Source organism: Pseudomonas sp. Irchel s3a10, from assembly GCF_900187525.1.
Taxonomy (GTDB): domain Bacteria; phylum Pseudomonadota; class Gammaproteobacteria; order Pseudomonadales; family Pseudomonadaceae; genus Aquipseudomonas; species Aquipseudomonas koreensis_G.
The window spans coordinates 168,392-180,754 of record NZ_FYDR01000004.1; the positions used below are offsets into that span (position 1 = coordinate 168,392).

Annotated in this window: 16 protein-coding genes and 1 tRNA gene; 9 read left to right on the forward strand and 8 right to left on the reverse strand. The window is 57.3% G+C overall.

Translation table 11 applies throughout. The features are described from left to right. Positions 1-54 precede the first annotated feature (54 nt). From CKW11_RS13640 to CKW11_RS13660, 5 genes are all read left to right on the forward strand, one after another. A complete protein-coding gene (locus CKW11_RS13640; RefSeq protein ID WP_095137940.1) occupies positions 55-1,377 on the forward strand; it encodes an OprD family porin in 1,323 nt (440 codons plus the stop codon). A gap of 231 nt (positions 1,378-1,608) precedes the next feature. Further along, the gene (locus CKW11_RS13645) at positions 1,609-2,355 is read left to right on the forward strand and encodes a 2OG-Fe dioxygenase family protein (RefSeq protein ID WP_064585516.1); all 747 of its coding nucleotides are present in this window, start codon (positions 1,609-1,611) and stop codon (positions 2,353-2,355) included. A 79-nt stretch (positions 2,356-2,434) separates the two neighbouring features. Next, the gene (locus CKW11_RS13650) at positions 2,435-2,812 is read left to right on the forward strand and encodes a GNAT family N-acetyltransferase (protein ID WP_003220700.1); all 378 of its coding nucleotides are present in this window, start codon (positions 2,435-2,437) and stop codon (positions 2,810-2,812) included. Then, positions 2,809-3,525, forward strand: coding sequence for an AzlC family ABC transporter permease (locus CKW11_RS13655; RefSeq protein WP_003220701.1), 717 nt, complete (start codon positions 2,809-2,811; stop codon positions 3,523-3,525). The genes CKW11_RS13650 and CKW11_RS13655 overlap by 4 nt, the downstream gene beginning before the upstream one ends. Further along, positions 3,504-3,821 carry an AzlD domain-containing protein gene (locus CKW11_RS13660; protein WP_095137941.1) on the forward strand — a complete coding sequence of 106 codons (318 nt, stop codon included), beginning with the start codon at positions 3,504-3,506 and terminating at the stop codon, positions 3,819-3,821. Before CKW11_RS13655 ends, CKW11_RS13660 begins: the two co-directional genes overlap by 22 nt. Here CKW11_RS13660 and CKW11_RS13665 read toward each other — a convergent pair. Further along, positions 3,738-4,664, reverse strand: coding sequence for a LysR family transcriptional regulator (locus CKW11_RS13665; protein WP_095137942.1), 927 nt, complete (start codon positions 4,662-4,664; stop codon positions 3,738-3,740). The two genes, CKW11_RS13660 and CKW11_RS13665, sit on opposite strands and share 84 nt — an antisense overlap. A gap of 333 nt (positions 4,665-4,997) precedes the next feature. On the opposite strand from CKW11_RS13665, the gene CKW11_RS13670 reads away from it, so the two are divergent. Next, positions 4,998-5,408 carry an MbcA/ParS/Xre antitoxin family protein gene (locus tag CKW11_RS13670; RefSeq protein ID WP_095137943.1) on the forward strand — a complete coding sequence of 137 codons (411 nt, stop codon included), beginning with the start codon at positions 4,998-5,000 and terminating at the stop codon, positions 5,406-5,408. Further along, on the forward strand, positions 5,405-6,085 hold the full coding sequence (locus CKW11_RS13675) for an RES family NAD+ phosphorylase (protein WP_095137944.1): 681 nt from the start codon (positions 5,405-5,407) through the stop codon (positions 6,083-6,085). Before CKW11_RS13670 ends, CKW11_RS13675 begins: the two co-directional genes overlap by 4 nt. A 43-nt stretch (positions 6,086-6,128) precedes the next feature. Here the strand turns inward: CKW11_RS13675 and CKW11_RS13680 are convergent, their stop codons facing one another. Then, a complete protein-coding gene (locus CKW11_RS13680) occupies positions 6,129-6,410 on the reverse strand; it encodes a DUF3077 domain-containing protein (RefSeq protein WP_095137945.1) in 282 nt (93 codons plus the stop codon). Between the two features lie 471 nt (positions 6,411-6,881). On the opposite strand from CKW11_RS13680, the gene CKW11_RS13685 reads away from it, so the two are divergent. Beyond that, complete coding sequence (locus CKW11_RS13685; RefSeq protein ID WP_095138243.1) at positions 6,882-7,064, forward strand: type II toxin-antitoxin system HicA family toxin; 183 nt, start codon at positions 6,882-6,884, stop codon at positions 7,062-7,064. 30 nt (positions 7,065-7,094) lie between these two features. Beyond that, positions 7,095-7,520 (forward strand): type II toxin-antitoxin system HicB family antitoxin, encoded by a 426-nt coding sequence (locus tag CKW11_RS13690; RefSeq protein WP_095137946.1) that lies wholly within the window; start codon positions 7,095-7,097, stop codon positions 7,518-7,520. A 296-nt stretch (positions 7,521-7,816) separates the two neighbouring features. On the opposite strand, the gene CKW11_RS13700 is transcribed toward CKW11_RS13690, so the two are convergent. From CKW11_RS13700 to CKW11_RS13725, 6 genes are all read right to left on the reverse strand, one after another. Beyond that, positions 7,817-8,056 (reverse strand): hypothetical protein, encoded by a 240-nt coding sequence (locus CKW11_RS13700; RefSeq protein WP_095137947.1) that lies wholly within the window; start codon positions 8,054-8,056, stop codon positions 7,817-7,819. Between the two features lie 387 nt (positions 8,057-8,443). Further along, positions 8,444-8,519 (reverse strand) — tRNA-Thr (locus CKW11_RS13705). Positions 8,520-8,938: 419 nt separating this feature from the next. Next, a complete protein-coding gene (locus CKW11_RS13710; protein ID WP_095137948.1) occupies positions 8,939-10,174 on the reverse strand; it encodes a methyltransferase in 1,236 nt (411 codons plus the stop codon). Further along, positions 10,155-10,844 carry an ABC transporter permease gene (locus CKW11_RS13715; protein WP_007961692.1) on the reverse strand — a complete coding sequence of 230 codons (690 nt, stop codon included), beginning with the start codon at positions 10,842-10,844 and terminating at the stop codon, positions 10,155-10,157. The genes CKW11_RS13710 and CKW11_RS13715 overlap by 20 nt, the downstream gene beginning before the upstream one ends. After that, complete coding sequence (locus tag CKW11_RS13720; RefSeq protein ID WP_095137949.1) at positions 10,841-11,536, reverse strand: ABC transporter permease; 696 nt, start codon at positions 11,534-11,536, stop codon at positions 10,841-10,843. Before CKW11_RS13720 ends, CKW11_RS13715 begins: the two co-directional genes overlap by 4 nt. A gap of 77 nt (positions 11,537-11,613) precedes the next feature. Beyond that, positions 11,614-12,363: an ABC transporter substrate-binding protein gene (locus CKW11_RS13725; RefSeq protein WP_095137950.1), complete on the reverse strand. Its 750-nt coding sequence runs from the start codon at positions 12,361-12,363 to the stop codon at positions 11,614-11,616.

A 12,363-nucleotide genomic window follows, 5' to 3' on the forward strand; every position in this document is an offset into this window, starting at 1 on the left:
CGCCGTTTCAGCCGTTCGACACAGCGCGTTTCAACCCGTAATAAGGAAAACAAAATGTTGAACAAGCGAATCAGTCTGATCGCACTGGGGATGTTGAGTGCCACTTCGGCAATGGCTGACGGCCAGGCCGAATCCAAGGGTTTTGTAGAAGACAGCAGCCTGAAAGTGCTGCTGCGCAATGCCTACATCAATCGTGATTACAAAGATGGTAACGAAGACAAAGCCGAGTGGGGCCAGGCGGCCATCGGTACGTTCTCTTCCGGCTTCACCCAAGGCACTATCGGTGTCGGCGTTGACGCCTTCGGTCTGTACGCACTGCGTCTGGATGGCGGCAAGGGTCGTAGCGGCGCCGGTGGTATCGACTTCTTCAAACAAGACAACGGCAACGTTGCAGGCGAGCATGGCGATGCTTCCAGCGATCTGGCCAAGGCTGGCGCAGCGGTAAAATTCCGCTTCTCCAACACCGTGCTGACTTACGGTGACCAGATGCCGGCGCTGCCGGTGCTGAACTACGACAACTCGCGTCTGCTGCCGGAAAGCTACACCGGTACTTTGATCACTTCCAAAGAGATCAAGGGTCTGGAGCTGAATGCCGGTCGCTTCACCGCCGAATCGCGCAAGAGCGATGAGGGTCGTGACAGCGGTGGCCTGAAGTCGATCAACGTATTGGGTGGTAGCTACCAGTTCACTGAAAACTTCAAGGGCGCCTTGTACGCATCCGACGTTGAAGATGTGTTGAAGAAACAATACGTAAACGCAAACTACGTGTTGCCGTTCAACAAGGATCAGTCGCTGACCCTGGACTTCAACGGCTACCGCACCAAGCTGGACAGCTCTTATGTTCGTGAGAACACTGTTCCGGGCAAGAGCATCGTGACCGGTCAGGACAACAAGATCTGGAGCCTGGCAGCGACTTTCGCCACTGGCCCGCACTCGTTCACCGTAGCGCACCAGCGCTCCACCGGCGATAGCAACCTGGGCTACGCGTACGGCGGTTATCAGAAAGATCAGCAGCGGATTGGCGACGGTGGCAACACCATCTACCTGGCCAACTCCTACTGGTCGGACTTCAACGCTGAAGACGAGCGCAGCTGGCAGCTGGGCTACGGCCTGGACTTCGGCGCATTCGGCGTACCGGGTCTGAGCTACAACTTCGCGTACGTGCGTGGCGACAACATCACCACTTCTACCAGCACCGGCGGTACCGAGCGCGAAATCTTCAACCAGTTCAAATACGTCGTACAAAGTGGTCCGGCGAAAGACCTGAGCGTGAAATTGCGCAGCTCGATCCTGCGTGTGTCGCAGAAATCCAGCGAGTACAACGTCAGCGGCAACGAAGTGCGTGTATTCGTCGACTACCCGATCAACATCTTCTGATGAACGATGCGGTGTAAGAAACATGAGAAAACCCCGACTGGCTCGGGGTTTTTTTTCGAGGTCTTTTCTGCGTAAACCGTAAAAAACCCGTGTTTTTGTCACGTAAAAGTTGTTTTGAGGCGTCTTCAAGTACCGTTTCAAACAGGGCTTTAAATGCCTGAAATTCTTTCTCATGGACGCAAATTCTCCACCTAATAGATTAGGCCGCTCAACGCAGCGGAGAATTTGGTAATGATCGTTTTGAACAGAGAAGTGGGCGAATCGCTACGGCGCGACAAATATGTCAACGTCCAGGGTGGTGACTTCAATCTCTACGGTCATTTTGCCGACTTCGTCAGACTGACCAAAAGTTGGGAAAACATGGAGCCAGACAGTTACTACGGTCAGGCCGAAGCCGGCATGCGTTACCGTCGTTACAGCGACTTCGAGTACAACCCGAAAACACGTGAATTGAAGCAACTCGAGCATCGCGCGTACGTGCAGTCGAAAGAGAACAACGCCTATGTGGGCGGTGTTGTGCGGCACTTTCAGGACTTCTCCGATGAAGTAATCACTTCGCCGGTAATGCGCAGCCTGATCGACACCGATTTCGAAGTGTACAAAAGCGTGTTGCCGGAAGAATTGCACGATGAGATCTGGCAGTGCCAGATCCATCAGATCCGCATCGAGATCAAACCCGGCAAGCAACTGGAAATCACTCCGGAAGGGATTCACTGCGACGGCTATCCGTTCAGCGGCGTGCACTTCTGGGGGCGCAACAATGTCGAGGGCGCGGAAAGCCGTTTGTACGATGTGCACGAGCATCAACTGGCGTCGACCACCTACCAGGAAATCCTCGACACCACCTACTTCCTTGATCGCGACATGCGCCACTACGTGACCCCGGCGCGCAACACCCACACGCATGCCATGGCGTATCGGCAGATTCTGGCGATTTCCTTCTCGCGGCCCGGGACCGCTTTCGACATTGTTCGCTAATCAGATCACCCCAATCGATGGCGTCGAGTGCTCGACGCCGGTGGTGCTGCGACGCGCCACCGCCAAGGACGCGCAGCGCATGGAGCGCTTCTTCCGGCAGTTCGACGAAGTGTCGTTCTGCGAATGGCAGGACGCCAAATGCCTGCGCGGTGTATTGATCCAGAAGACCACCACGGCCTATCTGGCCTTCGATGTCGAAGGCGAAATCGTCGGCGCGGTGCTCGGCGGCATGCTCGGCAGTCGCGGCACCATCAACCACCTCGCGGTCAGCCCGCGCTATCGCAGTCAGGGCGTCGGCCAACGGCTGGTGGAAGCGGCGTCATCCGACATGAAACGGGTCGGTGTATTACGGATGTTTCTGTTCGTCGACGATGCTAACCTCGCGGGCAAGCGATTCTGGACTGCCCAGGGTTTTTGCGAACCCCACGGCGAGCGGACATTTGAGAGGGATCTATGAATGAAACGTCCGGCAGTGCGCCGCTGATGGCTGCTCATCAGCCATCGCGCACGTTTGCCGAAGCCAGCCCGGTGGTGGCCGGTTACTTCACGGTGTCGTTCGTGTTCGGGCTGATGGCGGTGAACGCCGGGCTGCCAATGTGGCTGCCGGTGGCGATGTGTCTGTTCGTCTACGCCGGGGCTTCGCAATTTGCCGCGCTGGCGCTGATCTCCAGCGGTGCTTCGCTGACCACCATCGTGCTGACCACCTTCCTGATCAATGCGCGGCACATGCTGATGTCGGTGTACATGGCCAAGGCCCTGCGCGCACTGGGGCTCAGCCGCATGGAACGCTGGGCCTACGCCGGTGGCCTGACCGACGAATCCTTTGCGTTCCACAGCGTCAAACTGGGCACCGGCGCGCCGGTCAACATCCGTTACCTGATCGGCTTCAACCTGTTCTGCCACACCTCTTGGGTGCTGGGCGGTTTGTTGGGCGCCGTCTGCGCGCAATACGCGTCGCACCTGATCAAATATCAGCTCGACTACGCACTGACCGCAATGATGCTCTATGTGCTGGTGTCGCTGTGCAACACCCGCAACAAACTCATCGCCGCCGCGGCTGCTGTCGCCTGCATGGGCGCGCTGAGCCTGGTCGGCACTTCGCCATTCAACGTATTCATCGCCACGTTTGTGGGCTGCGGAGTGGGTGTATGCCTGACCAAACGTTCCTGATTCTGGTGGTCGCGCTGATGATGGCCGTGACCTTCCTGCCACGCGCGTTGCCGCTGCAGGTCAACACCGAGCACTGGCCGCCATTCGTTGCGCGGGCGCTGGAGTACCTGCCGGTGGCGATCGTCGCTGCGATCAGCCTGACACCCTTGTTGATCAAGGATCAGCACATACAGCTCGATCGCCCGGAATTTTATGCAGCCATTCCGACGTTGCTATGTGCGTATTTCAGCAAAAACCTCTTTCTCAGTGTGGCGGTTGGGACGGCTGCGTACATTGCGCTCGGCTCGATCATGTAGCGGCAGATCGACCACGTCGTTCAGGGCCTGGCCCGACAGGTTCGGGTTATTCACCGCCAGACGCACTTCGAGGAAATCCTCAAAACCGGGAAAAATCGTCAGGCCGTTCTTTTGCGCGGCCTCACGAGAAACCATGCCCACTGCGTCCATCTGCGTGATCAAGGACAGCGTCAGAGTTTCACTGCAGGAATAGACCATGCGCTGACCGTTCTCGTGATTGCCCAGCCCGGCGTCGAGAAAACGCAGGAAGCTGTGGGAATACGGACAATCTTCCGCAGGACGCACCTGAAACTTGTTGCCTAGCAACGTCAGTGGATCGTTTTCCTGCCCGCAATGCGCACCGACCACCTGCACCTGCACATCCGGCAGGACGATACTCGGCAGACCCGGCCGCTGCGGGCCGATCAGCACCGCAAGATCAAAGTCTTCATTCTTCAGCTTGCTGAGGTTCTCCATCGACTCGGCGTAGCTGAATTCCATCTGGTAATCGGGAAACACCTCGATCAGGCGTCCGATCATTCGCCGGTTGAAGTCAGACGACAACGTGTTGTTCAACGCAACCTTCAATGTGCGCTGGCCGGGCACCTTGAGCGCCTCGACCTTTTCTTCCATCTGTCGCGTGGCAATCAGCACTTTGTCCATGTAGGGCGTCAGCTCAGTGCCTTGCGGCGTCAGCGTCAGGCCCTTGTTGGAACGACGAAACAAGCGGAAACCGAACTGCTCTTCGACCTTGTTCAACTGCGCGGCCAAGGCCTGCACAGTCAGGCACGAATGCTCGGCTGCGGCCGACAACGAGCCGGTCTGCACGATGCGCATGAGGTTGCGTAAGGTTCTGCTATCCATGGGTAATGCCCTCTGAAGTGGGCTGGGTATTGTTGTTTACGAGACTGCCGATCCGGCGTCATATGCCGGCTATATTCCAGCACCTGAGCATAGTTGTCGCGGGTTTAGTAGCGAATTGATGTCCCCGCCGATGGCTGGAAGCTGACACAGGATCGGGATTTTTGATGACCTGGGGGTGATGAAGGTCAAAAAATACTGACTTGGAATAACAATTCGTGACTTTTTTCAGGATTTGATCAAAGGGACGAATTGATTCATTTACGGATTAAAAGAAAACAAACATCCGTATCTGTACTAGTCTTGAAGGCATGTCACTCAGCAGTGGAGACGGCCTTGCCTACCTCATCCCCAGTCCTCAACCCGCGCGAACAACTCGACGTCCCCGAAGCCGGGCGCGTCGCGTTGAAGTTCTTCTTCAACCTCATGGAGCGCTGGGGCTGCAACGCCGAGCAGCAGCGCAGGTTGTTGGGCGGCGTCGGCAACACCACGTTCTACAAGTACAAGCACCTGCCGCCGAACATTCGCCTGCCGCACGACACGCTGGAGCGCATCTCGTATCTGATGGGCATTCACAAGGCGTTGAGCATCATCTTCAGCAACAGCCGCGAGCGCGCCTACACGTGGGTCAGCAGCCCGAACACGGCGGCGCCATTCAATGGCCGGACCGCGCTGGATTACATGCTGGCGGGGAGGGTGGTCGACATCGCCGATGTGCGCCGTTACCTCGACGGGGTGCGCGGGTGAAGGCGCCGCCGCTGGCCGAACCGCAATGGCCCAAGGCTTATCGGATCGTCAACAGCAGCTTCCCGCCGATTGCGCTGTTCGAAGACGTGCTCGACCCCGAAGACCTGGAAATCGCCTACGCGCTGGAAGCGCTGACCAACGATCGCCTGATCGAACAGGCCGGCGTCCTCGCCCGCGTGCGTCCAGAAGACCGACTCTCCGGCCCCGGTTCAACCCCGGTGATGGCGGCGTTCACCCACATCGGCAAAAGCAGCCGCTTCACCGATGGCACCTTCGGCGTCTACTACGCCGCCAGCAGCCAGGCCGCGGCCATCGCCGAAACCTGCTATCACCAGGAACGTTTCCTCGCGGCCACCAACGAGGCGGATCTTGAGTTGACCATGCGTACTTACGTCAATCGTGTGGTTAAGCCGCTGCATGATGTTCGTGATGGTTTTGCACATTTGCATCAACCTGATCCAGACGCCTATGGCCCGTCCCAGGCGTTTGCCCGGCAACTGCGCGAGTCTGAATCCTGGGGACTTCTCTACAACAGCGTTCGCCTGCCGGGCCACGAATGCGTCGCTGCGTTCCGGCCACCAGCGGTATCGATTCCGAAGCAGGGCAAGCATTTGCGGTATGTGTGGAGTGCGAGCCAGCAGAAGATTTCGTTTGTGTTTGAGATCAGTCAAGTCTGAAACGCAAAAGGCCCTCGCATCAGCGAGGGCCTTACATCGGTGGTTACATCAACGGCTTGCCCGGCGGCGCATCCATCACTTTCACTACATCATCTATCAGTGCCTTGCTTAACTCCTGCAGATACTGGGAGGCATAAGCGTGAAGGTCAGGATCGCGAGAGACTGTGGAGTCAGCGGTCAGTAGCTTGGAGATGTGAAGCAAGTGTGAGGCGTGCGAGAGTGCGGCAATCACTGGAACACCACGATTGGTGCGGAACAGCGCTTGATTGGCCTGGAAGGAAAAGTGCGTGAGGCCTGGGGTTTTCAGATCGAGGTAGTTGGTCATTTCGCTTCACCTGCCGTACGTAAGGAAGTGGAGTGCGGTGACCGGTGCTGCAGCGCGGCGGATTACGGATGGATCAAAGGCGTTCATTTGTGACACTCCCTGTATCAAATGAGAGCTACCAATTCGTTATCAGTCGAATGGGTGGCAGCTATGCGCGGGCTGATAAACCGGAGATACAGGAACCCGGCAGACCCGAAGGTCTCCCACGCACAGCCGCCATTGCACGGTAATGCAGACACAAAAAATGCGCCGGCAAACGTGAGTTGGGGCGCTGGTGCGCCTGTATCTTACTCGGGTTATCAGGCCCGGTCGCTGAATTGGCAGCGATGGGATTGACGGTAGCTTGCGGAGGACTGATGCGCAATCGTGGCCAGGTGGTGGCCGTTGCCATCTCTGTGTAGTGCAACATTTATGTTGCGAATGCAGCAAATATGTTGCACATTCGCTTTACCGAAACGGCGAGTGATGCACATGAAGTACAGCGAGTTTCGGCGATGGTTGAAAGCCCAAGGCGTTGAGTTTCAAACCGGCAAGGGCAGTCTCTTCAAGGTTTCCTTGAATGGCAAATCAACTGTGTTTCCTGACCATGGAGGCAAGGAAATGGGCGAAGGGTTGAGCAAATCGATAATCAAACAGCTGGGCCTCAAGGATTGAGACCCGGCTGTACCCATCTGAGGAAGTGCGATGTTCGAATATGCGTTGGAAGTTCACGAAGAGCCGGGCAGTGTCTGGCTGACCTGCGCAGAAATTCCTGAGATGCACGCCGTTGGCGACACCCTCGAGCAAGCGTTGGACACCGCCATTGATGCAATCGAGACGGCGCTCTCGATATACGTTGATGATCGCCGGTTGATTCCGACCGGGCAGGCAGGAGAACAGGCAAGTGACGTCGTATTGCGTCTGCCTGCGCTGACTGCAGCAAAGGTTGCTCTGTGGAATACGCTTTTGGAGTCAGGTGTAAGCAAGGCCGAGTTGGCACGTCGTCTCCGCGTACAACGGCCTCAGGTTGATCGCCTGGTAGATTTCCTGCATCACTCCAAAATCGAGAATGTTGAGCGTGCGTTGCAGCAACTTGGAAGGCGGATTTCGCTTTCGGTTCAAGCTGCATAAGTTCAGCAAGCGAGCGTTGGAGAAAATAGCTGAAGGCGAAGAAAAGGCATGGCAAATGAGCTAGAGCGATTTCAGACGGACTTGATGGAATCTGTACGTCAGATGAAGGCTGGAAAGGCCTCGCGCGTAACGCTGCTGCCGCTCTCGGCGGCCACTGAAGAGCAAAGGAAGGCCGGGGTTTCTCAAAGCGTTTTCACCGACCTTAGCTCCGTGGTGACACGAGCAAAATAAGGCGGGGAAAAATAGAGTCAGACCACAGTCTCAGCTCAAAACGTGGTCTGACCCTTATTTCCTCCTTATTTCCCTGCTTTGGTCTGTTCAGGGAGGAAGTTGGCTCGTGCCTCGTCTTGACTGCGCAACCAGCGTTCGGCGTCCTCAAAGGTGTTCATGCAGGTTCTGCCATAAGCCGACAAGGCCAGTATGCTGCGTTGGGTGAGTTGAATATCAGATGTGCACAGATCGATGAATAACGAGAGCGCGTTTCCGGCCTCCTCAAATGCTTCGCGGATTTCCAAGGCTTTTTTGCATGTAGACATCAGTTGACTCCCTGTTCCATGTTGTCGGCGGCGAGTTTATGCGCAAAGCTCTGCGTCAAAATCAACTTCGCGTATCAACTTGTGACGGACCTTCAGCGCTCGCTTATTTGAATTTTGTCGGTGGGGGAGTTCGATATCTCAACTGCTGACAAGGTGCTGAATGGCGTGTCTGCAGATTGTTGGCTTTGCTCCATGGGGAGGCCTTTTGCGCTGATGAAGTCAGGCGGTCTTGTGTGGGTTGCCGCGATCTACAGCAAAGATCTTTTAAATAGGGTGAGCGCTCATAACCTCAGGGTCAAAGTCATGAACACTCAGCTGTTGCGCTTTTCATATTCAAACGCCAGAAACAACAAAGCCCCTGCATTTCTGCAGGGGCTTTGTTTTGTATGGTGCCGGCACCAGGAGTCGAACCCGGGACCTACTGATTACAAGTCAGTTGCTCTACCAACTGAGCTATACCGGCGTGTGGGCGACGATTATAGCGATTGGGTTGGTTCTGTAAACCCCTGAATTCAGACTATTTTTACGCAGGCGCTGGATCAGGGGCGGTGTGGGCTTTGTCACTGGGTTTTAAGCCGCCAAATCGGGCTGTTCGACGTCAACCCAACGTGAGCGTGATGGCAGGATTTACGCACCGTTCCGCCACTCATTTCCCTTGTTTATGTCCTTTTGATTGGAAGCTTATGCACAACGGATGGGCGCCACGGCGGTGTTGCAGGGGATTTTGTGGACACATTCTCATTTTGCGCGCAAAGCCCTGTTTTACAGGTTTTTTATCTATATGAACAAAAAATGACCAATGGTGTTTTTGCCATGCAATAGCCGTAGATATTGGATCCACGGGAAAACCATCAACAGAGTTATCCACAGGCTGTAAAGATTTTAATCGCGCTCGGCCAGCAGCAGAAAATTACGCGGAGTCAGCGGTGCGTCGCAGAAGGTGCCGAGGCGTACGACGTATCCCTGTTCGGTGAGGAAAATGGCTCGATCAAGATTCAGCCAAAGCTCCAGTGGTCGTCGGAACAATCCGCGCAGTAATTCCAGGTTGCGAACTTCGGCCAACCGCTGCCAACCGGCGGCTTCCAGTGCCCGCCAATCTGGCGTGCCGATTGTGGATAACTCTTTCAGCGCTGCCAGATCGCGGCAGTAATCGGCGAAGGATTTGTCCAGCCAGGCGCTCGGCAGGGACGGGGTGGGCAGGTATTCATCGACGCAGCGCACTTGCCGTTGCAGCAAATCGAACGCCAGGCGCCGGGCCATGGAGGTGTCGCGCTGACGTCGGACTCTTGCACCGGCGGTGACGGTTTCGCTCATGGGCAGCGCCAGATCTTCGAGCGAGAGCTGGAGGGCGGATCGCAAACCCGCTGAGGACAATGCCTGGTACTCGTTGCGCTTGATCCGGTTGTAGCAGCACGGGGCGATGGCCATCTGCTGACACCCGGCCGCGCTCGCCAGTTGCATCAAGCGCACATGCAGATCGCCGCAGGCATGCAGGGCGACCGGGGTGTGCTGAGCACTTATAACGCTCGCTGCGTCTGCCGCCAGTACATCCTGCTCGACATGCAGGGCGTGCAAATGATGGCGCTGACTTAATGCCTGACCACTGGCGACCAACGCCGGATCGTATTCGACACAAGTCAGTTGTTGCCCCGTACCCAACAGGCGTCGGCCCAAATGTCCCTTGCCGGAGCACCAGTCCAGCCAGTGCGTCGGCTGCGAGGCGAAAGACAAGCGACTGGCGAAGGCTTCGATCTGCTGCCACTTGCGCCCCGGCACATCGACATTCAATCGGTGGCCTGGGGTTTCCAGCGTATGCTCCGGCAGCTCACCAACCGCGCTCAGCTCAATCGACAGCGCCGCCAATGCAGCGAATGGCTCCGGGGCATCGACGAGATCGGCAGGATGGTTATGCGCCCGCTCTGCATCTTCCAGCGATCGTCCGCGTAGCCACTTGGACAATTCGGGGTAGGCGGTTTCCCATGGAAGCGAAAGATAGGTGAACGGACGAGGTTTCCACAGCGCCTGATGCTCAATCAGAAAAGCATCCAGTGCGGTGAAGCGGGCGAGTAGGGCCTCGCCCGTCAGCACGTGGGAAGTTTCAACGCCCTTGGCAGGCATCGACGCGCAGCCAGCGCTCCAGCAGCTTGAAGCCGCGCACCAGCACGTAGGACATCAGCAGATAGAACACGCCGGCGGCGAAGAAGATTTCTACCGGCAGGTAGGTGCGGGCGATGATCGTGCGGGCCATGCCGGTCAGTTCCAGCAGGGTCACGGTGCTCGCCAGTGCGCTGGCCTTGAGCATCAGGATCACTTCGTTGCTGTAAGCCGGCAGGCCGATGCGCGCCGCACGCGGCAGCATGATGTAGAACATCGCCTTGGGCTTGGACATGCCCAGCGCTCGCGCCGCTTCGATCTCGCCGGGCGGAATTGCCTGGATCGCGCCGCGCAGAATCTCCGCGATGTACGCCGCCGTGTGCAGGGTCATGGTTGCGGTGGTACACCAGAACGGATCGCGCAGGTATGGCCACAGTGCGCTGTTGCGCACCGCATCGAACTGCGCCAGGCCGTAATAGACCAGAAACAGTTGCACCAGCAACGGCGTGCCACGGAAAAAGAAGATGTAGGCGTAGGGCAAGGCGCGCACGTACCACAGCTTCGAAGAGCGGGCGATGCCCAGTGGAATTGCCAGCAACAGACCGGCAATCACGGCAATCGCCACCAGCTCCAGGGTCAGGGTCGCGCCCTGCGCCAGTTTCGGCAGCCACTTGATGATCACTTCCCAGTTCATGAAGCGCTCCTCGCAAAGCCGCGAGCGGCGCGTTTTTCCAGGAAGTGCATGCCGGTCATCGCCAGCACCGTCAGGCCCAGGTACATGACCGCCGCCACCAGATAGAAGGTGAACGGTTGTTTCGACACGGTCACGCCGATCTGTGCGTGACGCATGATTTCTTCCAGACCGATCACCGAGACCAGCGCGGTGTCCTTCATCAGGATCATGAACAGATTGCCCAGGCCTGGCAGGGCGATGCGCCACATCTGCGGCATGATCAGCTTGGTGAAGATCCGCCATTTCGACAGACCCAGCGCCACACCCGCTTCGCGATGGCCCTTGGGAATGGCAAGGATCGCGCCGCGGAACACTTCCGTGGCGTAGGCGCCGAAGCACAGGCCCAGCGCAATCACGCCAGCGGCGAAGGCGCTGAGTTGCAGGTCGGGATTGCCGAAGAGCTCACCGAGGCTGCGCATCAGGTTGACCGTACCGAAGTAGATCAACAGCACCCAGAGCAATTCCGGGACGCCACGCACCAGGGTCGAATAAGTACCGCCAAGCCATTGCAGCGGCTTGTACGGGGAAGTCTTGGCCAAGGCGCCGAGCAGACCGAGCGCCAGTCCCAGGCACAGGGCCGTCAGCGCCAGTTTGACGGTCATCAGCGCACCGGCGGCGAGGGCCGGGCCGAATCCGTAGAGGTCGATAATCATGGATTTCTTTTCAAATCGCGGCAGGCAAGGCCGGGAGCCGGCGCCGTCGGATCACGGCGCCAGTCCCGCAGGTCAGATCAATAGATGCTGAACGGGAAGTACTTGTCGTTGATCTTCTTGTAGGTACCGTCAGCGACGATTTCCTTCAGTGCGGCGTTCAGCTTCTCACGCAACGGATCGCCTTTGCGCACGGCGATGCCGATTTTGTCGCTTTCCACGACCGCGTCGCCCTTGAACTCATAGTTCTTGCCGGCGTCGCTTTTCAGCCAGTCGTAGTTGGCGTACTTGTCGGCGAGGATCGCGTCGACCCGTCCGGAGGTCAGGTCCAGATAGGCGTTTTCCTGAGTGTCATAGAGTTTGACTTCGATATCGCTACCGTAGGTGTCCTCCAGCCAGGTACCGGCGAGCGTTGCGCGCTGGGTGCCGATGATCTTGCCTTTGAGCGAATCTTTGTCGGTTTTGAACTCTTTATCTTTCGGCGCGATGAACTGCAGCTTGTTCGAGTAGTACGGGTCGGTGAAATCTACCGCGCCCTTGCGCTCTTCGGTGATCGACAGCGAGGAGACCAGGAAATCGAACTTCTTGGCGTTCAGCGCAGGAATGATGCCGTCCCAGTCGGAGGTAACCACGCTGCACTCGACTTTCATCTTGGCGCACAGGGCGTCGCCGATGTCTTTGTCGAAGCCGACCACGTTGCCGCTGGCGTCTTTGTTGTTGAACGGCGGGTAAGCCGCTTCGATGCCCATCTTCAGGGTCTCGGCCATGGCACCGGCACTGAACGCGAGGGTGACGGCGGCGGCCAGGAAGACCTTTTTAAAATTCTGCAT

Excerpts from the sequence above, each read along its gene's own strand:
- CKW11_RS13640 (WP_095137940.1), top strand. The coding sequence starts at position 55 with ATGTTGAACAAGCGAATCAGTCTGATCGCACTGGGGATGTTGAGTGCC.
- CKW11_RS13645 (WP_064585516.1), top strand. The coding sequence starts at position 1,609 with ATGATCGTTTTGAACAGAGAAGTGGGCGAATCGCTACGGCGCGACAAA.
- CKW11_RS13650 (WP_003220700.1), top strand. The coding sequence starts at position 2,435 with ATGGAGCGCTTCTTCCGGCAGTTCGACGAAGTGTCGTTCTGCGAATGG.
- CKW11_RS13655 (WP_003220701.1), top strand. The coding sequence starts at position 2,809 with ATGAATGAAACGTCCGGCAGTGCGCCGCTGATGGCTGCTCATCAGCCA.
- CKW11_RS13660 (WP_095137941.1), top strand. The coding sequence starts at position 3,504 with ATGCCTGACCAAACGTTCCTGATTCTGGTGGTCGCGCTGATGATGGCC.
- CKW11_RS13665 (WP_095137942.1), bottom strand. The coding sequence starts at position 4,664 with ATGGATAGCAGAACCTTACGCAACCTCATGCGCATCGTGCAGACCGGC.
- CKW11_RS13680 (WP_095137945.1), bottom strand. The coding sequence starts at position 6,410 with ATGACCAACTACCTCGATCTGAAAACCCCAGGCCTCACGCACTTTTCC.
- CKW11_RS13685 (WP_095138243.1), top strand. The coding sequence starts at position 6,882 with ATGAAGTACAGCGAGTTTCGGCGATGGTTGAAAGCCCAAGGCGTTGAG.
- CKW11_RS13690 (WP_095137946.1), top strand. The coding sequence starts at position 7,095 with ATGTTCGAATATGCGTTGGAAGTTCACGAAGAGCCGGGCAGTGTCTGG.
- CKW11_RS13700 (WP_095137947.1), bottom strand. The coding sequence starts at position 8,056 with ATGTCTACATGCAAAAAAGCCTTGGAAATCCGCGAAGCATTTGAGGAG.
- CKW11_RS13710 (WP_095137948.1), bottom strand. The coding sequence starts at position 10,174 with ATGCCTGCCAAGGGCGTTGAAACTTCCCACGTGCTGACGGGCGAGGCC.
- CKW11_RS13715 (WP_007961692.1), bottom strand. The coding sequence starts at position 10,844 with ATGAACTGGGAAGTGATCATCAAGTGGCTGCCGAAACTGGCGCAGGGC.
- CKW11_RS13720 (WP_095137949.1), bottom strand. The coding sequence starts at position 11,536 with ATGATTATCGACCTCTACGGATTCGGCCCGGCCCTCGCCGCCGGTGCG.
- CKW11_RS13725 (WP_095137950.1), bottom strand. The coding sequence starts at position 12,363 with ATGCAGAATTTTAAAAAGGTCTTCCTGGCCGCCGCCGTCACCCTCGCG.